The sequence below is a fragment of the Catenisphaera adipataccumulans genome (assembly GCF_014202755.1).
In the GTDB taxonomy this organism is placed as follows: domain Bacteria; phylum Bacillota_I; class Bacilli_A; order Erysipelotrichales; family Erysipelotrichaceae; genus Catenisphaera; species Catenisphaera adipataccumulans.
On sequence record NZ_JACHHK010000001.1, the window covers coordinates 106,297 to 124,699 of the forward strand.

The 18,403-nt window shown below is 49.8% G+C and carries 21 protein-coding genes and 1 riboswitch; of the genes, 3 read left to right on the forward strand and 18 right to left on the reverse strand.

The features are described 5' to 3' along the window. The 4 genes from HNQ47_RS00540 to HNQ47_RS00555 all read right to left on the reverse strand — a co-directional run bounded on the left by HNQ47_RS00540 (nt 1) and on the right by HNQ47_RS00555 (nt 3,164). Nucleotides 1-588: a DUF4230 domain-containing protein gene (locus tag HNQ47_RS00540; protein ID WP_183326513.1), complete on the reverse strand. Its 588-nt coding sequence runs from the start codon at nt 586-588 to the stop codon at nt 1-3. Further along, nucleotides 585-1,145: a glucose-6-phosphate isomerase family protein gene (locus tag HNQ47_RS00545; RefSeq protein ID WP_183326515.1), complete on the reverse strand. Its 561-nt coding sequence runs from the start codon at nt 1,143-1,145 to the stop codon at nt 585-587. Before HNQ47_RS00545 ends, HNQ47_RS00540 begins: the two co-directional genes overlap by 4 nt. Nucleotides 1,146-1,396: 251 nt before the next feature. Beyond that, nucleotides 1,397-2,725 (reverse strand): MATE family efflux transporter, encoded by a 1,329-nt coding sequence (locus HNQ47_RS00550; RefSeq protein WP_183326517.1) that lies wholly within the window; start codon nt 2,723-2,725, stop codon nt 1,397-1,399. Beyond that, nucleotides 2,718-3,164: a MarR family winged helix-turn-helix transcriptional regulator gene (locus HNQ47_RS00555; protein WP_183326519.1), complete on the reverse strand. Its 447-nt coding sequence runs from the start codon at nt 3,162-3,164 to the stop codon at nt 2,718-2,720. The genes HNQ47_RS00550 and HNQ47_RS00555 overlap by 8 nt, the downstream gene beginning before the upstream one ends. Before the next feature lie 205 nt (nt 3,165-3,369). Here HNQ47_RS00555 and HNQ47_RS00560 point away from each other — a divergent pair, with 205 nt between their 5' ends. Then, nucleotides 3,370-3,774 carry a MarR family winged helix-turn-helix transcriptional regulator gene (locus HNQ47_RS00560; protein ID WP_183326521.1) on the forward strand — a complete coding sequence of 135 codons (405 nt, stop codon included), beginning with the start codon at nt 3,370-3,372 and terminating at the stop codon, nt 3,772-3,774. 218 nt (nt 3,775-3,992) lie between these two features. Here HNQ47_RS00560 and cytX read toward each other — a convergent pair whose 3' ends face one another. The 8 genes from cytX to HNQ47_RS00600 all read right to left on the reverse strand — a co-directional run bounded on the left by cytX (nt 3,993) and on the right by HNQ47_RS00600 (nt 10,014). Then, entirely contained in the window at nt 3,993-5,159 is a 1,167-nt protein-coding gene (cytX, locus tag HNQ47_RS00565; RefSeq protein ID WP_320078923.1) for a putative hydroxymethylpyrimidine transporter CytX, read from the reverse strand. Further along, complete coding sequence (gene thiD / locus HNQ47_RS00570; RefSeq protein WP_183326525.1) at nt 5,156-6,004, reverse strand: bifunctional hydroxymethylpyrimidine kinase/phosphomethylpyrimidine kinase; 849 nt, start codon at nt 6,002-6,004, stop codon at nt 5,156-5,158. The genes cytX and thiD overlap by 4 nt, the downstream gene beginning before the upstream one ends. Before the next feature lie 70 nt (nt 6,005-6,074). Beyond that, nucleotides 6,075-6,740 (reverse strand): HAD-IA family hydrolase, encoded by a 666-nt coding sequence (locus tag HNQ47_RS00575; protein WP_183326527.1) that lies wholly within the window; start codon nt 6,738-6,740, stop codon nt 6,075-6,077. After that, a complete protein-coding gene (thiE, locus tag HNQ47_RS00580; RefSeq protein ID WP_221247912.1) occupies nt 6,737-7,372 on the reverse strand; it encodes a thiamine phosphate synthase in 636 nt (211 codons plus the stop codon). Before thiE ends, HNQ47_RS00575 begins: the two co-directional genes overlap by 4 nt. Nucleotides 7,373-7,381: 9 nt before the next feature. Further along, a complete protein-coding gene (gene thiM, locus HNQ47_RS00585) occupies nt 7,382-8,203 on the reverse strand; it encodes a hydroxyethylthiazole kinase (protein WP_183326529.1) in 822 nt (273 codons plus the stop codon). Between the two features lie 50 nt (nt 8,204-8,253). Continuing rightward, a riboswitch (TPP riboswitch) is annotated at nt 8,254-8,363 on the reverse strand. Between the two features lie 15 nt (nt 8,364-8,378). Continuing rightward, on the reverse strand, nt 8,379-9,071 hold the full coding sequence (locus HNQ47_RS00590; RefSeq protein WP_183326531.1) for a DUF434 domain-containing protein: 693 nt from the start codon (nt 9,069-9,071) through the stop codon (nt 8,379-8,381). Continuing rightward, nucleotides 9,068-9,529, reverse strand: coding sequence for an HD domain-containing protein (locus HNQ47_RS00595; protein WP_183326533.1), 462 nt, complete (start codon nt 9,527-9,529; stop codon nt 9,068-9,070). The genes HNQ47_RS00590 and HNQ47_RS00595 overlap by 4 nt, the downstream gene beginning before the upstream one ends. Nucleotides 9,530-9,540: 11 nt before the next feature. Then, a complete protein-coding gene (locus HNQ47_RS00600; RefSeq protein ID WP_183326535.1) occupies nt 9,541-10,014 on the reverse strand; it encodes a pyridoxamine 5'-phosphate oxidase family protein in 474 nt (157 codons plus the stop codon). 210 nt (nt 10,015-10,224) lie between these two features. Between HNQ47_RS00600 and HNQ47_RS10150 the strand changes: the two genes are divergently transcribed. Further along, complete coding sequence (locus HNQ47_RS10150) at nt 10,225-12,138, forward strand: acyl-CoA dehydrogenase family protein (RefSeq protein ID WP_183326537.1); 1,914 nt, start codon at nt 10,225-10,227, stop codon at nt 12,136-12,138. Nucleotides 12,139-12,152: 14 nt separating this feature from the next. Beyond that, a complete protein-coding gene (locus HNQ47_RS00610; RefSeq protein ID WP_183326539.1) occupies nt 12,153-13,367 on the forward strand; it encodes an FprA family A-type flavoprotein in 1,215 nt (404 codons plus the stop codon). A gap of 28 nt (nt 13,368-13,395) precedes the next feature. Here HNQ47_RS00610 and HNQ47_RS00615 read toward each other — a convergent pair whose 3' ends face one another. From HNQ47_RS00615 to codB, 6 genes are all read right to left on the reverse strand, one after another. After that, nucleotides 13,396-14,535, reverse strand: coding sequence for a CaiB/BaiF CoA transferase family protein (locus HNQ47_RS00615; protein ID WP_183326542.1), 1,140 nt, complete (start codon nt 14,533-14,535; stop codon nt 13,396-13,398). Between the two features lie 11 nt (nt 14,536-14,546). Next, nucleotides 14,547-14,729, reverse strand: coding sequence for a helix-turn-helix transcriptional regulator (locus HNQ47_RS00620; RefSeq protein ID WP_221247936.1), 183 nt, complete (start codon nt 14,727-14,729; stop codon nt 14,547-14,549). An 11-nt stretch (nt 14,730-14,740) separates the two neighbouring features. Continuing rightward, the gene (locus HNQ47_RS00625; RefSeq protein ID WP_183326546.1) at nt 14,741-15,268 is read right to left on the reverse strand and encodes a hypothetical protein; all 528 of its coding nucleotides are present in this window, start codon (nt 15,266-15,268) and stop codon (nt 14,741-14,743) included. A gap of 120 nt (nt 15,269-15,388) precedes the next feature. Further along, nucleotides 15,389-15,889 carry a GNAT family N-acetyltransferase gene (locus HNQ47_RS00630; protein ID WP_183326547.1) on the reverse strand — a complete coding sequence of 167 codons (501 nt, stop codon included), beginning with the start codon at nt 15,887-15,889 and terminating at the stop codon, nt 15,389-15,391. Nucleotides 15,890-15,905: 16 nt separating this feature from the next. Beyond that, nucleotides 15,906-17,132, reverse strand: coding sequence for a cytosine deaminase (gene codA, locus HNQ47_RS00635; protein WP_183326549.1), 1,227 nt, complete (start codon nt 17,130-17,132; stop codon nt 15,906-15,908). 3 nt (nt 17,133-17,135) lie between these two features. Further along, nucleotides 17,136-18,383 (reverse strand): cytosine permease, encoded by a 1,248-nt coding sequence (gene codB, locus HNQ47_RS00640; RefSeq protein ID WP_183326551.1) that lies wholly within the window; start codon nt 18,381-18,383, stop codon nt 17,136-17,138. Nucleotides 18,384-18,403: the final 20 nt, after the last annotated feature.

Genomic DNA, 18,403 nt, shown 5'->3' on the forward strand with positions numbered 1-18,403 from the left:
TTATGCCTCCTTAAACTCTATTGTATATTCATCTAAATCAAATCCGTTGGAAAAATAACCACGTAAGATCTTTTTCGCATTGCTTCGGGCATTCTTATACAAGCCGTTGGCAATGGCATCTTTCTGCGCATTTTTCTTCATTTCTTTCAGCGCTTTATTGTTTTGGCTGATCTTGATCGGTGTAAAAACGCTCTCTGATTCTTCATAGACCTTCAGTGAATCGGTATCGATTTCCGTGCTGAGGATCTTCACTTTCGGCAAATGCACCGTAATTTTCTTTTGATTTTCATCCACCGACCAAGTGATCTTGCTGAAATCATAACCGGCCTTGATCTTTACATCATAACTGTATATATATGTACTTTGCGTGAACGGGACACTGACACCAAACAGCGTTTGTTCATCTTTGGTCACATTGATTTCCGTTGCATCCGCTTCCTGTGTCGCCAGTTCCCCAATATCTTCAAAGCCGAGCTTCGTCGTCTTCTGCGAACTCTGCGGATCCTGCACATGTCCGATCGCCAGCACCAGGGCAACGGCCAGAACCATGATCGCGATCACACGATTTAAGATCTTCACATTTTTCATTGAACACCTCCTGTTACTGATTTGAACGAGATTATATCATGTTCTTTGAAAACACGCACCGGGAAAGGATGTTTTTTTACACGATCATAATCATGTCCGCTGTCCGACGGCCAATAGGCTTCAAAGCGAAGCGGCTCACTGCCCGTATTGATGACCCGATGCGCCCAATGTCCATCAATATGATGAAGCGATCCACTTTGCATCCGTTCACACCAACACGTTCCTTTTTCATCCATGAGCATCAGCAGTCCCTGCCCGGACTGGCAGCGATAATATTCTTCACAGTTTAGATCCTGATGAAAATGGCCGCGTGTCATGTTGCATTCACCAGCTACCAACAGCGGATATAATATCGTGATGCCGCAGTTTAAATGACCAGATCCCGGCTTTGCCGGCACCATATAGACCTCATACATACACGTCTGATCAACAATCGTACGATCTTCATTCAAATAAAAATCCTTAGCCTGCGCATAAGTCTTCACGCTCTTGATCACATGGGCACCCTTTGGCACAGACAGCCAGTCAAAAGTCAGTTCCGAATTTTTTACTTCCATATTGTCTCCTTTTACGAAAAAAACAGGACCGAGATCCTGTTTTTCACGAGTCCGTCCCTAATGTCGAGTGCATCGGAGGATGTGAAACAGATTGATTGTACTACTACCTGACTCGACGAGGCGCGAATTCGATTATGGCAACAGCTCAAAGTGCGAACTGTTTCCTTCATTGATTACTTACAATATAACACGTTTTGGCCTTTTTATCTCCTTATTTTCATGTTTATTTCGATATTTTTCCGATTTATACCTTATTCTTTATGTTTTAGATGCAAATCATAACCCAAACATAAACAAATCCCGAACATTGTTGCCAGCGGTGCCGCCATACCAATATGCATCAGATCCGCGTGCGGACGGATGCTTTGCATATACGCAAACGGCAGCCGCACGAGAAATGTCTGCAGAATGCCTGAAACCATCACAAACAAGCTTTTATCCCTGCCGTTATAATACCCGTTATAACTGAACATGACCGCGGTCACAATAGCTTCCGGTGAAAATCCTTTTAAATAGGACCAACTGTTGGCAATGACCGTCTGATCGGTCGTAAAGAGCGCCGATACGATATCCCCCTTCAGCCAGATCAATGCGACGATCACGATACCGATCGACATGCCCAGACCGATGCCAAAATGCATGGCCTGCCGGGCCCGGTCCTGCCGGCCGGCACTGATGTTCTGCGAAACAAAGGAAGACATCGACTGCATCAGCGAGGTCGGCACCAACATGATGAAACTGACGATCTTGCAGGCGACACCGTACCCGGATGAAGCTTCCAGTCCCAAACGATTCACAAAAGCACACAAAGCCAGAAACGAAATCTGCGTCAGCAGTTCCTGCAGGGCCAACGGAAAGCCGATTTGTAAGATCCGGCGTGTTTCAGCATTGAACCGGATCATTTTTTTCTGAAAAGTAAACGGCAGGTTTTTATGTTTCATCATGATAATGCCGATCACCACGCTGATAGCCTGCGCTGTCACGGTTGCGATCGCCGCACCGGCGACATTCATATGCAGACCGGCAACAAGAAACAAATCCCCGAACACATTGACCAGGCAGGCGACGAAGACAAACTTCATCGGCGTCTGGCTGTCTCCGAATCCCCGGAAGATGGCCGCGATCACATTGTAAGCTACAATAAAATATATACCGGCACCGCAGATCCGGATGTACTGCACCGTCAGATCCAGTGCTTCCGCCGGCGCCTGCATGAGCTGCGCGATCGGTCTGGCAAACCCGACCATGATCACACACAGTACGACCGCGATGACCGCAAACAACGCAATGGTTGCGCCCAGCAGTCCGCTGATCTTCTCCGGATGCCGCTCACCGAGAAAGTGGCCGATCGATACCGTGACTCCCATCGCTAATCCAGTAATCACGAACGTGACCAAGTTCAGGATGCTTGAACCGGTGGAGACCGCCGATAATCCAGCCGTTGAGCCAAAACGACCGACGACCAACAGATCGACAGCGCCGTACATCGCCTGCAGCACCAAAGCCCCCAGCACCGGCATCATAAATCGGATCATCTTTTTCGGAATGCTTCCGACGGTAAAATCCGTTGTATCATTCATTGTATCGATCCCCTTTCATTGCTTGATATAACACCTGGATCACTTGAACAGCCGTTTGAGCGTCCTTCTCGTCAATTGAATGCAGGACCTGTGATAAGTGGACATAATAATCTGTCACATAATACTGCAGCCAGTTTTTTCCTTGTTCCGTCAGATAAAAACAAATTCCCCGTTGATCTTTTTGACTGGCCGCTTTACGAACAGCACCGGCTTTTTCCATCTCTTTGATCGTGCGGGCCACCGCCGGCGGTGACAAATGCAGCAGGCGGCTGAGATCCCGTCCGCGCACTTCTTCCTGCTGCTTGGATAAATCATCGATTGCTTCCAACATCCGGATCGACAAGGGCGTCATTCCCGGCGGCAAGGCCGGCTGCAGCCGGGTGATCTCCCGGGCCAGCTGACAGGCCTGCATTAAGTCTTTTGCGGTTTTCGTGTTCATGCTTCCTCCATTTTATTAACATTGTTAACGTTTTTATGATAGTCACTTTAACACAATTGTTCAAGTTTTTTTCATTATTCATAATTTGTATAAAAAAATCTTTGACATTCATGCGTTATATTTCTATAATTTTGTTGACCGGACAACAAGTATGAACATACGCTATGAGCATTTCACGACAGACATTACTCGGGTATATGTCCTGATGAATAAAATCAAGACGGCAGGGGTGGAACAATATCATCTGTCTGCCCGTCATGTCCATTGTATTTATGTTCTGGCGCAGCATCCGGAAGGCATCACGGTCAGTGAATTAGCACGGATCTGCGGCGAAGACAAAGCCGCCATTTCAAGAACAGTGAATTCGCTGATCAAAAAAGAAATGGCATTTCGCGATTGTCCGGACGGACATTGTTACAAAGCACCGATCAAACTGACGGAGCAAGGCAAGACCGTTGCTGAAAGAATCGCTTCCAAGATCAACTGGGTCTTCGATCATGTCGGCAAAGGGATATCCGAGGAGCAGCGTGAAAATTTTTATGAAACGCTTTCTTATATTGCCGATGAATTAGAAGCCTTGATCGATCATATTGAACAAACAAATCAGTAAACCCACTTGCGTCATTTTCTATAGGATCACACCGGACGATGGCGCAGGGTTTCCGGCTCATTGATGATTAACCTCCCTTATTTTTTTAAGGGGCCAACCCTCTCTATCCAATTCGGATTCTGCCGCCAACGGAATCCAAAAATGTATCATGAATCTATGAGTCGGAGAAAGCGGATCGAAAGATCTGCTTTTTTTGTTACGCAATAAAAAAGCCGGGACTATGCCCGGCGCTTTTCATGCCTGCCCGCAAAATAAGCCAATGCACCCGTGATCAATAAATCCGGTAAGGTATTGCCGCACGGAATATCGATCCGCATCAGGCAGCGGTAAAGAATAAAACCGATGATCCACACGATGATCGCACGTTGATTAAGTGATTCTTTTTCATGATCTTGATGTAACAAAAAGTAATCGACGATCAAAACCGCCGTCATCGGCGCAAAGACGGAACCAATGAAATAAAGGAAGTTCGTGATGTCATCCATGTTGAAAAGAATGGCACCGACCGTTCCGATGATCGTAGCCGCCACAGCCATCTGTTTTCCAGTAAAACGGCGGATCACCGACTCCCCGGAAATTCCTGCCGACAAGGCATCCAAAAAAGTCGTCGTCACCGTGGAAAAAACAATGATCAAAAGACCGGCGATTCCCAATCCGGCCTTGACCATGATCGTCGCTATATCGGACGAACCGGTATAGATCGATGCACCCATGCCGATCACGAACATCCAGATACTGACCAGACTATAGACGATCGTGCTGGCCCACGTTGCTTTCACGGGGTCTTCTGCCTCCCGTGTATAGTCACCGATGACCGGCAGCCAGCTTAACGGCATGGACACAGCCAATTCCACCGCAGCTCCGAATGAGATCGCCTCGCCGGCATCCTGCGGCTGCAGACCGGAAAAGAAAATGATCCGGCATAAAACCAATGTCAGCACAAACAATAAAATCATGGCTGCCGTGTTGACTTTTCCCAGATTGGTGATGCCGATCAGGATCCACACCAAAATCAAGCCGCCGATGACCAGACACCAGATCCACTTACCGCCGGATATCGCCGCCGCCGCCGACAAGGAACCATCATAAATCATGATGGCCGTCCAGCCAACCAGCTGAATGATGTTCATCAACGCAAAGAATTTACCGCCCAGCACACCAAAACTGCGCTTGACCGTTTCCATCGCACTTTTGCGGACCTTGCCGGCAATCAATCCCGTCAGAAAAAACGGTACAGCACCAATCAGGTGACCGATCAAAATGGCCAGTAAGCCTTTCTCAAATCCCAGACCCGCAAAATAGGTACCTGTCAGAATTTCCGCGATCGAAACACCGGCACCGAACCAAATCAACCCGTTTTCAACGGTACTGGTCCGCCGGCTCACTGATTGCCTCCGGCGCACCGGAATTCCGGCGATGCCTTGCCGTCGCTGTTGTATACAAATTCCCCATTTAAATCAAACGCATGATTCATCGGACCGCTGCCCTGTCCTAGATCCAACATGGCCTGCAGCGCACCGGAAATGTACGCTTTGGCTCGCTGCACGGAGTCTGTCAAACTGAAACCCTTAGCTAAATTCGCCGCAATTGCCGAAGACAATGTGCACCCTGTGCCATGCGTATTCGGATTGTCGATACGGCGGCCTTTGAACCATTGCACAGAATCTTTCTGCACAAGCAGATCATCCGCATCATTGACATGATGACCGCCTTTGCATAAAACGGCACACGGATAGTCCGACGCGATCTTTTTCGCTGCCGTCATCATATCATCAGCCGTCTTGATCGGCATGCCGCTCAAGATCTCCGCCTCCGGAATATTCGGCGTGATGATCTCGGCAATCGGCAGTAATTCCTCTTTTAATGTCTCGATTGCTTCATCATTGATCAGCTTTGCGCCGCTGGTGGCTACCATGACCGGATCGACCACGATATGTTCGGCATGATAAAACTGCAGCCTTTCACTGATCACACGAATCAAAGCCGATGAAGAAACCATGCCGATCTTCACCGCATCCGGGCGAATATCGGTAAAGATCGCATCAATTTCCTTGGTCAGAAATTCCGGCGATGCCTCCATAATATCAAATACGCCGGTGGTATTCTGCGCCGTCAATGCGGTGATCGCACTGGTCGCAAATACACCATTCAGGGTCATGGTCTTTAAATCAGCCTGAATTCCGGCGCCTCCGCCGGAATCTGAACCGGCGATTGAACATGCACTGTACATTTCTTTTCCTCCTTATGCATATTTTTTTCTTAAGCGATCGAAAGTGGTGCCCCCGACCGACCGCATAAAATCATTCTTTAAATGTTTGAAACCAATAATCTGCTTCATTTTTCATGCGCGGCATATCTTGTTCACTGGCCGCATCATAGATCGCAGCCGTCACAAAACCCGCAGACCCGGCCGCATGGATGGCTTGGTATATATCTTCGACGACCAGCACATGACGCGGTGCCAGATTCATGGCATCGGCCGCAATTTGATAGATCTTGCTTTCGCGCTTGGTCGTATGATACGTTTCACAGACAAACATCTGTGAAAAGTATTGATCGATCCCCAGCCGATGCAGTGCCGCCTTTTCCAACGAAGGATCACCGATGGTCGCCAGCACCAGCATGATACCTGCCTGGTACATCTCTTTGACCACCTCAGCGGCTCCCGGTTTCAGCTGCACTTCCTGTCGGTAAAACTGCTCCATCTGCGCATTTAATCCGTCACGGATCGAATCCTCTGACTGGGATAAGGCATAATGACTTTTTAAATACCGTACGCCCTCAGCCACGGTCATCGGAAACAGGACCTGACCTAATTCAGGTTCCGGTTCGATGTGCAGCGAACGTAAATACCGAGCGCCCAGTTCATCCCAGATCGGCATCGAATCAATCAAGGTGCCGTCAATGTCGAAGATCGCGCCGCGGATCGAATGATCCCGGCACATCTGCATCCAGCGCGAATTCACAAGTTTAATGCCTTTCGGGTCTGTGTTTTTAAATCCGCCGCTGCGGCGCGGATGTCGTCCTTGGCAAAGATCGCACTGATGACCGCAATACCGACGATCCCTGAATCCTTCAACTCAGTCACATTGTCGCGGGTAATGCCGCCGATCGCGATGACCGGGATCGATACCGCATCACAAATGGCTGCCAGCGTTTTGGCGCTGACATCATCGGCATCCTCTTTGGATCCGGTCGGGAAAACCGCACCGACGCCTAAATAATCGGCCCCGGCAGCTTCGGCTTTCAGTGCTTCCTCAACAGTTTGGGCCGATACACCGAGGATCGCATCCGGACCAATTTTTCCCCGCACTTGGCCCGCTTCCATATCGTGCTGACCGACATGTACCCCGTCAGCCTTGACTTCAACGGCCAGATCCACATCATCGTTGATCACAAAGGGGATCTTGGCCTGTCGGCACAATTTCTGAATGTCCAATGCTTCTGCCTTGAATGCTTCATGATCCAGGTTCTTTTCACGCAGCTGAATGAAGGTCGCACCGCCCTCGATAGCTTCCTGGACCGCCTGCGCCAGTGTCCGGCCGTTCAGCCAATGCCGGTCGGTCACCGCATAAAGCAATAAATCTTCTGTTTTCATTTTGATCTCCTAGTATTTTTCGCATTTCGCAAACTTTTTCAACGTTTCACCATCCATGTGGTATACCGCATCAATGATGCGATTGCGGTATGTTGAATTGCCGTCGGTTTCATTCATATTCATCCAGCCAATTTCTCCGGCGACACCCATGGTCACCACAGCCGCAGCCGCAGCCGCCAACGGCTGATCCGGATTTGCGGCCAAGAACGCAGTCATCAAACCAGATAACTGACAGCCTGTGCCGGTAATGCGGCCCATCTCCGGCCGGCCGTTGCGGATCACGTAACATGCCTTGGCATCAGCAACCAAATCAATGGCACCGGTGATCGCAACAATTGCGCCGGTTTTTTCCGCATAACGTTTCGTAAATGCGATCATCTCCGATAAATTCTGATCCGTGACCGCATCGGCAGCATCGGCATCAACGCCCTGAGTGGTCGCACTGCCCATCGCCAAAGCCTTCAATTCGCTCACATTGCCGCGGATGGCCGTAAAACGATAGTTGTCGATCAATTCAGCAGCCGTTGAAGTCCTCAGTTTCGAAGCCCCGGCGCCGACCGGATCCAGCAGCAGGACATGATGCAGTTCCTGTGCCTTGGCAGCTGCCCGATGCATCCCCTGGATCGAGCGCTGGTTCAGTGTACCGATATTGATATTCAAGCCGGCACAAATGGAGGTAATATCCTCTACATCTTCCGGTTCATCCGACATGATCGGACTGGCTCCGATGGCTAAGATCACATTGGCCACATCATTGACCGTGACATAATTCGTGATGTTATGGACGAGCGGCGCTTGACTGCGCACTTTTTCCAAACATTCTGCTAACATATTGTCTCCTTTCCCGTCCGTAAAAAAGGACGCCCCTGATCCGGAAGCGTCCTCGTATGTGCATATGATCCCTACGTTGGCATTATCCAAATCAGGTTGCGGGTCGAAACCATGTCAGTTTCCTCTCAGCTCGCTATGGCGGGCTCCCCGTTTGTATATAAGTATAGTATGACGATTACTGTGGTTTGTCAAATACACGCAGAGGCGGACATTTGCACAAAGATGCCGTCACATTGATCCAGCTGCGGCACCGATCCAGGATCACCGAATCCGATGAGACGACATTTTCTCTTGTGCCGAGCACCCGGTCCACATCCCGCACGATCTGGATATCGGTCTTAACGTGCATGGCTTCAGCCACTTCCGCGATCCGCGTTTTCAGCCGTCCGGAATTGGAAACCGGCTCATCCAGCAGGATACAGATTTTTTCCGCTCGATGCAGCACCGTAAATAAATCTTCGATTGCATCCTGGGTTTCGTCGATCAGCCGGTACGTTCCATGCAGCGAGGCCAGATCCCGGATACAGCCGTCCTGCCCCTCAAACAATACGGAGCCGCAGTGCAGCACTTCCAAAGTGATGATTTCATTGAACCCATCGACCCATACTGTCTTGCCCGTCAGCTGCGCCGGCTCGATTTCTTTGGCTTTCCGGTTTTCGGCCTGTGCTTTCGTGCACAGACTGCGCTGGATGGCCAGGCGCTGGCGTTTGGATAAGAGAAAATGGTTGCCCACAAACGTCACGGCCGCTTTCAAGTCATATCCTTCCTCAAGCAAATAGCTGATATGACGGCTGGCCTGCCGCAGGATCTTCAAAGCATCCGATGAAAATTCTTCGGTGTCTGCCGGTGCCGATCCGCGCCGGTTCATAAACCGAACTCTTGGCGCAGATGCTCATAGCGGGCTCGTTCCTTTTCTTTGATTGGTTTGTCCAGATCGTTCATCGTATGATGCATGACATCTGCATCTTTCAGCACTTCATCAAACGGTGCATCCGTGACCAATTTATCATCATGATGATAGATCGCGGAACAAATTTTATCTGTTTCTGCCGGCGTCGTCAGCTGCAGCTGTTCCAGGATCGTCCGGGCCAGCGCGGCTCCTTTGTGGGCATGATCTGTATAGGAACCGCTTTGATACGCATACAGATCATGAAGCATCGCGGCCATACAGGCAAGTTCGGTATCTTCGCCGCGTTTCTGCGAGATCAACGTTGCGGCTAAAGAGACACCATACAAATGGACAAAGGCTCCGTTACGTTTTGATTCATTCTCTATTTGATCCAGCTGGGCATCCACATATGTCCGCAGTTCTTTTAAACGTCCCATTTTTCCTCCTATTACGATTCATTGACCAATTTGCCGGTCATATGTTCAATTTCAATTTGAGTGATGCAGACAGTCGGTAAATATTTCTGAACTTCTTTATCAATATATTCCGGCTCTTCCGGAAAATATTTCAGTCCTAACTTGCGAAGTTTATCTTCCCGTACTGCATGGTCATGTACAACACTATAGCGGCCGAAGACCATTACGCTGCGCACATTCAATCCGCGTTTTTCCGGATCTGGCCGGCCTGGTTCGATGACCGTAAAGCACACTTTATCGTTTTTTGCGGCACTGTCCGCTTTCTGCCCCTGCGCGGCCCCATGAAAATAAATTTTGCCGTCATCGTATAAAAAATTGATCGGCACACCATACGGATAGCCGTTCTCCCCCACGAAGCAGAGCGTTCCGCGCCCTTGTTCCCGCAGCAGTTCTTCACATTCCGCATGGGAGATTTCTTGTTTAAATCTTCTCATTTTTCGAAACATATACATTTCTCCTGTTCAAAAATACTATAGCACACTTCCTGGGCATCTGAATTCCCTCCGCATTTCAAGTATGATACAGTAAACGTAACAAGGATGTCATAAATCCACTTACCATACTTTTAATATTTTTTCCGGGTTCATTTTCAGAATCACAATATCACGATCCGGATAAAAATATAATCATAAATAAGCAATAAAGGAGGAAAAAAAGTGCTATTTAAACCAACAGAAGCGCACGAACAACTACGTGCCGAGATCCGGGAATTTGCGGAAACGAACATTAAACCGTACGCATTCCAATGGGATCGCGAAAACTACTTCCCGCGCAAGGAAGTTGTCGAAGGCTTGGCAGCCCGCGGCTGGATGGGCATTCCGTATCCGAAAGAATACGGCGGCGCCGGTCTGGACGTTGTGAGCTATGCCATTGCGGTCGAAGAACTTTCCCGCGTAGACGGCGGTTCCGGCGTTATCCTTTCTGCCCACGTCTCACTGGGCAGCTGGCCGATCTTTGCGTTCGGTACCGAAGAACAGAAACAAAAATATCTCGTGCCATTGGCAAAAGGCGAAAAAATCGGCGCCTTTGGATTGACTGAACCCAATGCCGGATCCGATGCCGGCGGTACGGAAACCACTGCGGTCTTAGAAGGCGATCATTATGTATTGAACGGTGAGAAAATTTTCATCACCAACGGCGGCGAAGCCGATACTTATGTGATCTTCGCAGTGACAACACCGGGCATCGGCACCAAAGGAATCAGCGCATTCATCGTTGAGAAAGGCTGGGAAGGCTTTACCATCGGGGATCATTATGACAAGCTGGGCATCCGTTCTTCCGCAACGGCACAGCTGCTGTTTGATGATGTCATCGTACCGAAAGAAAACTTATTGGGGCAGGAAGGCCAGGGCTTCAAGATTGCCATGGCGACCTTGGACGGCGGCCGCATCGGCATCGCTTCCCAGGCGTTAGGCATCGCTCAGGGGGCCTATGAAAGCTGCAAAGAATATGCATTAGATCGTATTCAGTTCCATAAGCCGATTGCTTTCCAGCAGTCCATCAGTTTCAAGATCGCCGATATGGCGGCCCAGATCCGGGCGGCACGCATGCTTGTATACAGCGCGGCAGAAATGAAAGAAGCACATGAAAAATACGGCATGGAAGCAGCCATGGCCAAACAATTTGCCTCCGATACGGCCGTGAAGGTGACCGAAGAAGCCATCCAGATTTACGGCGGCAACGGCTATCTGAAAGGTATGGATGTTGAGCGGATGTACCGTGATGCGAAGATCACGCAGATTTATGAAGGAACCAATGAAATCATGCGCGTGGTCATTTCATCCTACTTACTGGGAAAACCGCCGAAACAGGAAAATACCAATTTATTAGCGGCATCCGGTCCGACCAATATCACCGGTCCGCGCAAGAAATTGATTTATAAAAAAGGCAGCGCTCAGGAAAAAGTTGATCAAGTCGTTGCCAACCTGAAAGCAGACGGCTATGACTTTACGGTCGGCATCCCGGCCGATACACCGATCACGCAGGCAGAGCGTGTGGTTTCTGCCGGCAAAGGCATCGGCCCGAAAGAAAATATGAAGCTCATCGAAGATCTGGCTGCTGCTGCCGGTGCCGCCATCGGTTCTTCGCGTCCAGTCGCTGAAACGCTCCAATATGTCACGATCGACCGTTATGTCGGCATGTCCGGACAGAAGTTCCGCGGCAACTTATACATTGCCTGCGGCATCTCCGGTGCCGTTCAGCACTTGAAAGGCATCATCGATGCCTCGACCATCGTGGCGATCAATAAGAACGCCAATGCGCCGATCTTCAAGAACTGCGATTATGGTATTGTCGGGGATGTGAACGAGATCCTGCCGTTATTGACAGCGGCTTTGGATACGGGTGAAAAGAAACCGGCACCGCCGATGGTCAAGATCAAGCGGCCGACGCCGAAAAAAGAAAAACCGCCGTATAAGATCATGGTCTGCGACGGCTGCGGTTATGAATACGATCCAACGATCGGTGATCCGATGAATGATATCGCACCGGGTACACCGTTTGATAAATTACCTGAAGACTGGACGTGCCCGATGTGCGCCGAGCCGAAAGATCATTTTACGGAATCATAAAAAAGGAGTAAATTATGCATATTGTCAGAAAAGTAACCGATGATTTATATTGGATCGGTGCCAACGACCACCGACTCACATTGTTTGAAAATATCCATCCGATCCCCGAAGGCGTCAGCTACAATGCTTACGTCCTGCTGGATGAACAGACGGTCCTGTTCGATACGGTGGACTGGGATGCCTGCCGTCAGATGATGGAAAATCTCGAATACGTACTGGACGGCCGGGACTTGGATGTCGTAGTCGTCAATCACTGGGAACCGGATCATGCCGCTTCTTTACAAGCTGTTCTGGCGCGCTATCCGAACGCGAAGATCGTGAGCACAGAAAAAGGCTTCATGATCTGCCGCCAATTCGGCTTCCGCACCGAAGGGCACGAAACTGTTGAAGTCAAAGAAGGCGACACGATGAGTTTCGGAACGCATACTGTTACGTTCCTGGAAGCGCCGATGGTCCATTGGCCGGAACCGATGGTGACCTTGGATCTGACCAACGGTGCCTTGTTCTCCGCGGATGCGTTTGGTTCCTTCAAGGCGCTGGACGGCAAATTGTTTAACGATGAGGTTAATTATGAAGAAGGCTGGATCGATTCCAACCGCCGGTATTTGGTCAACATCGTCGGAAAATACGGTCCGCATATCATGAAACTGCTCGGCAAAGCAGCACCGGTATTGGATCAGGTGAAGTTCATCTGTCCGCTGCATGGCTTGGTATGGCGAAACAATTTTGATTATCTGTTGGACAAATACCAGCACTGGGCAACCTATGAACCGGAAGAAAAAGGTGTTTTGATCGTCTATGCGTCCATGTACGGCAACACGGAACAAGTCGCACAGGCACTGGCTCTGGAACTGGTCGAGAAAGGCATGACCAATGTCCAGGTCCGTGATGTATCGAATACCCATGTTTCTTATTTGATCGCGGATGTCTTCCGCTATTCACATATTGTCTTTGCCTCCTGCACGTATAATCTGGGAATCTTCCCGCCGATGCACAACTTCCTGCTGGATATGAAAGCACTGAATGTACAGAACCGTACCTGTGCGATCGTAGAAAGCGGTTCCTGGGCAATCCGCTCCGGTGATCTGATTCATGATATTCTGGACAAAGAAATGAAACAGATGACGATCTTGAATGAGCGGCTCTCTGTGGCTTCGCATTTGCATGAAAGCGAAACCGAAGACCTGAGCATCCTGGCCGACAGTATCCTGGATTCCATGCGTGAATAATACAAAACGGGCTTGCGCCCGTTTTTTTTTAGATCATTTTTTCGATTTCCGCCTCAGTGTACCCAAGCGATCTCAATATTTTTTCTGTCTGTGTACCAGCCGGATACCCCGCATGACGATAAGCCGGCGGGCATTTTGATAAACGGATCGGGCAGCCCATCTGCCGGATCGTTTTGCCCGTTTCCGGGATCGGAACATTCGGCCACATGCCGCGGGCATTGGTCTGTTCATCCTGACTGGCTTCCCGCAGATCCAGCACCGGCTCCACGCAGGCATCCGCATCGCGGAAAATTTCGATCCATTCCGCCTGTGTCTTCTTTAGAAATTCTGTCTTCAGTCCAGCTTTGACGTTCTGGCGGTCCCATTCTGGATGGCCCATGGTCTCACACAATCGTTTGAAAAACTTCGGTTCCAGTGAACCGACGCTCATATAGCGTCCGTCCTTGGTTTCGTAAAAATCATAGAACGTGCCGCCGTTTAATGTCTGTGCTTCCCGTTCCGGTTGTGCGGCACCGGCCAGATAGCAGGCCCCGTCCATCGAGTTGAACGGGATCAAACCATCTGTCATCGATACATCCACTGCCTGCCCTTGCCCCGTGCGGTCGCGATAATGCACCGCGCTTAACAGACTGACCGCCAGATTCATGGCTCCCGATGCGACATCGCCGATCTGGAAATTATACAATGCTGGTCCGGAGGATTTGCGGCCGGAAGCGGAAGCGATGCCGGAGCGCGCCAAATAATTGATATCATGACCGGCACGATGTGCCAGCGGCCCTGTCTGCCCATAACCGGTCAAGGAACAATAAATTAATTTAGGATTGATTTTTTTTAGGTCCTCATAACCTAGATGCAGGCGGTCCATTACGCCCGGACGGAACTGTTCGACGACAATATCATATTCCTGAACCAGTTTTTCAACCGCTTCAACTGCTTTGGGTTCCTTTAAATTCAGCCACATCGTCTCTTTGTTTCGATTCAGCCATGCCCAGGTGGCAGTTGTTTTTGTACCTTCGATCTGCGGCGGCCAGTCTTCCACCAGATCTTTGCGGGTCCGCGAAGTAATTTTTAAGACCTGTGCACCCATATCCGCTAACATCAATGTGGCATACGGCCCTGGCAGGAGGGTCGTAAAGTCCAATATCTTCAAATCATCCAATGCGCCCATATTGTTCCTCCTTATTTCTCGGTCCAAAATAAATCATCCAGCGTGCGGTCCAGCGCTTTGCATATGGCGATGCAAAGCTTGATGGTCGGATTGTAATCGCCTTTTTCAATGGCATTGATCGTCTGGCGGGAAACCCCGACACGGGCAGCCAGCTCCTGCTGCGACCAGTCTTTCTCCGCCCGGGCAGCTTTCATTTTCAAATTTTTCACGCTTCTTCATCCTCGCGTTTTTGACTCAGCCATGCAGTGATCAAAACCGTGACGAACGGGATCAAAACGATGCCATTGGCCGTAGCGATAAAGGACAGCTGACCTTTGTAGAAGAAATCGCCGGTGCGGAAATGATCCATAAAGATCACCAAGTTAACCAATCCTATAATACCGATAAACCACATAAATCTTTTTGGATGGCCGTGCAGATGAAAATAGCTGCCGTGCAGGATCCGGTATCCGACCGAAACGGCAACGCCGATCATCGCTGTCAAAAATACCATCACTGCAGGCTGGATCGGTACGCTTATACATTCTACGATGATATCGATGAAGCACAACCATAACATCACACGAAAAGCTAAATGTTCCGCAGTCAAAGTGATCTGATCCTGTCGTTCGTCATAATCGTGGACCGGGATCCCTTGCCGACGACATCCTCGTTGTATCCAGGCATGAATCAGCAGACCGGCTACAATGCCGATGAGCATTCCTGTCAAGACACCCATCATTTCGTCATTCATCTTACTGTCCTCCTTCTTCACTTTCTTTATATCATGATCCTTCCTTAAATATCAATTATATTTTACATTTTGACTATTTATTTTGATATTTTCGCAAGAAAAAAGAGCAGGTTTCCCTGCTCATTGATGCCTCTGACGCCAATGTTCCGCAAATGGACACGTTGCAGTCCATTGACTGCCCTGTTCCTTAATATAGGCATCAGCCAGTTCGACCAGACGGGTGCCGATGCCGCGGCCTTTCAGCGATGCATCCGCAAACGTATGATCGATCACATACGTGCCGTCCGGCTGCTGAAAGAACGTGATTTCTGCCACGCACGTCCCATCGACCTCGGCATAGATGCGGTGCGGTTCAGTTTGAAAGTGAAGCGGTCTGCACAAGCCGACTGCTTCCGCGTCCAGTGTCACTGTACCGTCTTCCCGGATAAAGGCCGGAATGCCGATCTTTCCCGTACCGCGGATCTCGTCAAAGGCTGGGTCCTGATCGCGCAGATCGATAAATGCATGCATATAGCGGACATCTTCACCGATATCGATCATCTGATAACGGTCGCTGCCGCTGATCTGATGCAGAATGTCGGCACAGTCCGGGCAGCTTTTCATCCCATAAATTTTGATCATCCGTTCCTCCTGACAATCAATACAACGTGGTCTCGGCCGGCTTGGTTGATGCGATGGTCCTGCCGTTTCGTACGGAAAGCAGTACGGCTGCATCATTTTTCAATGCTTCATAGTAATTCGGCGCATCCATGATCACAAAGCTGGCCGGATTACCTGCCTTGATGCCGTAATCGGACAAATGCAGCGTCCTGGCAGCATTTGTGGTCACAAATTGATAGCCGTTCATCAAATCCGAATAACCCATCAAACCGCCGGCCAGCAGTCCTTCATAGACAACATCGCGCATGCTGCCGTTGCCTAGCGGATACCATGGATCAAATATATCGTCCTGACCGAAGGAGACATTGCATCCGGCTTCGCGCAGTTCCTTGACCCGGGTCAGACTGCGGCGCTTCGGATAAGTATCGGTCCGTCCGCCTAGATGAACATTGACCAGGGGATTGGCGACAAAGTTGATCTGTGACAGTTTTAACAGACGCATCAGGCGCAGTACATACGCGTTGTTATAGGAGTGCATCGCCGTCGTATGCGATGCCGTGACCTTGTCAGTCAGCCCCAGTTCATAAGCCCGGGCCGCTAATGTTTCCAAGCCGCGGCTGGCTTCATCATCGATCTCGTCACAATGTACATCGATCAGCAGATCGTGTTCCTTGGCCAAATGGCAGACAAAATTCAGTGATTCGACGCTGTATTCACGGGTAAATTCATAATGCGGGATGGCCCCGAGCGCATCGACGCCCATATCAGCGGCTTGACGCATTAATTCTTTGCCGTTGGGATAGGAGAGAATCCCTTCCTGCGGAAAAGCCACGATCTGGATCGTCATTTTATCTTTCAGCTCTTCGCGCAGTTCGATCATCGTCTTCAATGCGACCAGCGACGGATCCGTGATATCCACATGGGTACGAATGTACTGCACACCATGCGATGCGTACAGATCCACAGCCTTGCGCACACGCTGCCGGATATCCTCCGGGCTTAGTTTTTCTTTTCGTTTTGCCCAGCATTCGATGCCTTCAAACAAAGTGCCGCTTTCGTTCCAGACCGGATCACCAGCTGTCAGACAGGTATCCAGGTGTACATGGGATTCGATAAACGGCGGAAGCATCAGATGCCCGTTCGCATCGATGATTTCTTCGCCGGCTTTTAGCTCCAGGTGTTCTTCGATTGCCTGAAATTTTCCCGCTTCGATCCGTACATCAAAAGGGCCTTGATTTTCGATTACCGCATTTTGAATGAGCATACATTACCTCCGATTGAAAATGAAATAAAATACGATGGCTGTAAGCATCGCATTGATGCTTGCGATACCGAACGGTACAAAGTTGCCGACCAGCGCGCCAGCCAGAATGCCAAGCACCGCACCAAGATTCACCGTTTTCAAACCGCTTTCTTCCGCATAGCGATCCCGGTGCATAAAGTAATCCAAGATCAGGATGGCACCGATCGGCGGCAAGGTTGCGTTCAAAAAGCTCAGCCAGGATACGAAATTATTATACAGCCAAATGGCCGAAACCGTACCGATGGCACCGGCCACCAGGACCAGCGGACGTTTACGGATCTTGGTCAAATTGGACAGACCCAAGGCACCGGTATACAATGCGTTGTCGTTGGTCGTCCAGATGTTGGCACCCAGCACGATCAAAGCCGGCACGGTCAGTCCCTGTGCGATCATGACATAGAAGATATCATCTTTACCGGAGAATGCGCCGCCTACTGCACCGAAGGAAAACATCAACGTGTTGCCGATGAAAAATGCGATCACCGTGGTCACGACGGCAATTTTTTTGGTTTTCGCAAAGCGGCTGAAATTCGGCGTGGCCGTACCGCCGGAAATAAAGGAACCGATGACCAGTGAAACACCAGTCAATAAGTTCATCGAACCGGCAGATTTTGCAAAGATCGCGGTCAGACCGCCGCCCTGCGTCGTCGACAGGACCATCGAATAGATTCCCAGGACCGCGATCAGCGGCACAGAAATATACGAAATGATTTCCATGCCCTTGATGCCGAAATACGCGCTGGCCGTCATGCAGACGCCGGCGATCGCCACCAGGATCCAAGGAGAAATACCCAGCAGTTCCGCAGCCGGGATCGCAAACATCGCCGCACCGACACCGAACCAGCCGATCTGGGTCAAACCGATGAACAGCGACGGCAAATAGGACCCTTTCGTTCCAAAGGCATGCCGGCACAATAAATCAAAGCTCAGACCGGAATCCGCGCCGATGTAGCTGAGCAGACCGGTATAAACAGCTAAAAAGATACCGCCCAATACGACCGCCCAAATAAAGTCGGTCAAATTCAAACCGTTGCCTAATTTAGCACCTACCGACATCGAAGCGGAAAAGAATGTAAAACCAAGCATGATGAAGAACATCGCGAAGAAACCTTTTTTTGCCTTGGACGGAACTTTTTCAAACGTGTAGTCCGTATCCTCATGCGCAGGCTGCTTCACATCTTGTTCTGGATCATCCACACAAATCGTCGTCATTGTATCTCTCCTTCCGTGCA

Bases quoted from the DNA above. Each gene is read 5' to 3' on its own strand.
- HNQ47_RS00540 (WP_183326513.1), bottom strand. From the start codon at position 588: ATGAAAAATGTGAAGATCTTAAATCGTGTGATCGCGATCATGGTTCTG.
- HNQ47_RS00545 (WP_183326515.1), bottom strand. From the start codon at position 1,145: ATGGAAGTAAAAAATTCGGAACTGACTTTTGACTGGCTGTCTGTGCCA.
- HNQ47_RS00550 (WP_183326517.1), bottom strand. From the start codon at position 2,725: ATGAATGATACAACGGATTTTACCGTCGGAAGCATTCCGAAAAAGATG.
- HNQ47_RS00555 (WP_183326519.1), bottom strand. From the start codon at position 3,164: ATGAACACGAAAACCGCAAAAGACTTAATGCAGGCCTGTCAGCTGGCC.
- HNQ47_RS00560 (WP_183326521.1), top strand. From the start codon at position 3,370: ATGAATAAAATCAAGACGGCAGGGGTGGAACAATATCATCTGTCTGCC.
- thiD (WP_183326525.1), bottom strand. From the start codon at position 6,004: ATGTACAGTGCATGTTCAATCGCCGGTTCAGATTCCGGCGGAGGCGCC.
- thiE (WP_221247912.1), bottom strand. From the start codon at position 7,372: ATGAAAACAGAAGATTTATTGCTTTATGCGGTGACCGACCGGCATTGG.
- thiM (WP_183326529.1), bottom strand. From the start codon at position 8,203: ATGTTAGCAGAATGTTTGGAAAAAGTGCGCAGTCAAGCGCCGCTCGTC.
- HNQ47_RS00590 (WP_183326531.1), bottom strand. From the start codon at position 9,071: ATGAACCGGCGCGGATCGGCACCGGCAGACACCGAAGAATTTTCATCG.
- HNQ47_RS00595 (WP_183326533.1), bottom strand. From the start codon at position 9,529: ATGGGACGTTTAAAAGAACTGCGGACATATGTGGATGCCCAGCTGGAT.
- HNQ47_RS00600 (WP_183326535.1), bottom strand. From the start codon at position 10,014: ATGTTTCGAAAAATGAGAAGATTTAAACAAGAAATCTCCCATGCGGAA.
- HNQ47_RS00610 (WP_183326539.1), top strand. From the start codon at position 12,153: ATGCATATTGTCAGAAAAGTAACCGATGATTTATATTGGATCGGTGCC.
- HNQ47_RS00615 (WP_183326542.1), bottom strand. From the start codon at position 14,535: ATGGGCGCATTGGATGATTTGAAGATATTGGACTTTACGACCCTCCTG.
- HNQ47_RS00620 (WP_221247936.1), bottom strand. From the start codon at position 14,729: ATGAAAGCTGCCCGGGCGGAGAAAGACTGGTCGCAGCAGGAGCTGGCT.
- HNQ47_RS00625 (WP_183326546.1), bottom strand. From the start codon at position 15,268: ATGAATGACGAAATGATGGGTGTCTTGACAGGAATGCTCATCGGCATT.
- HNQ47_RS00630 (WP_183326547.1), bottom strand. From the start codon at position 15,889: ATGATCAAAATTTATGGGATGAAAAGCTGCCCGGACTGTGCCGACATT.
- codA (WP_183326549.1), bottom strand. From the start codon at position 17,132: ATGCTCATTCAAAATGCGGTAATCGAAAATCAAGGCCCTTTTGATGTA.
- codB (WP_183326551.1), bottom strand. From the start codon at position 18,383: ATGACGACGATTTGTGTGGATGATCCAGAACAAGATGTGAAGCAGCCT.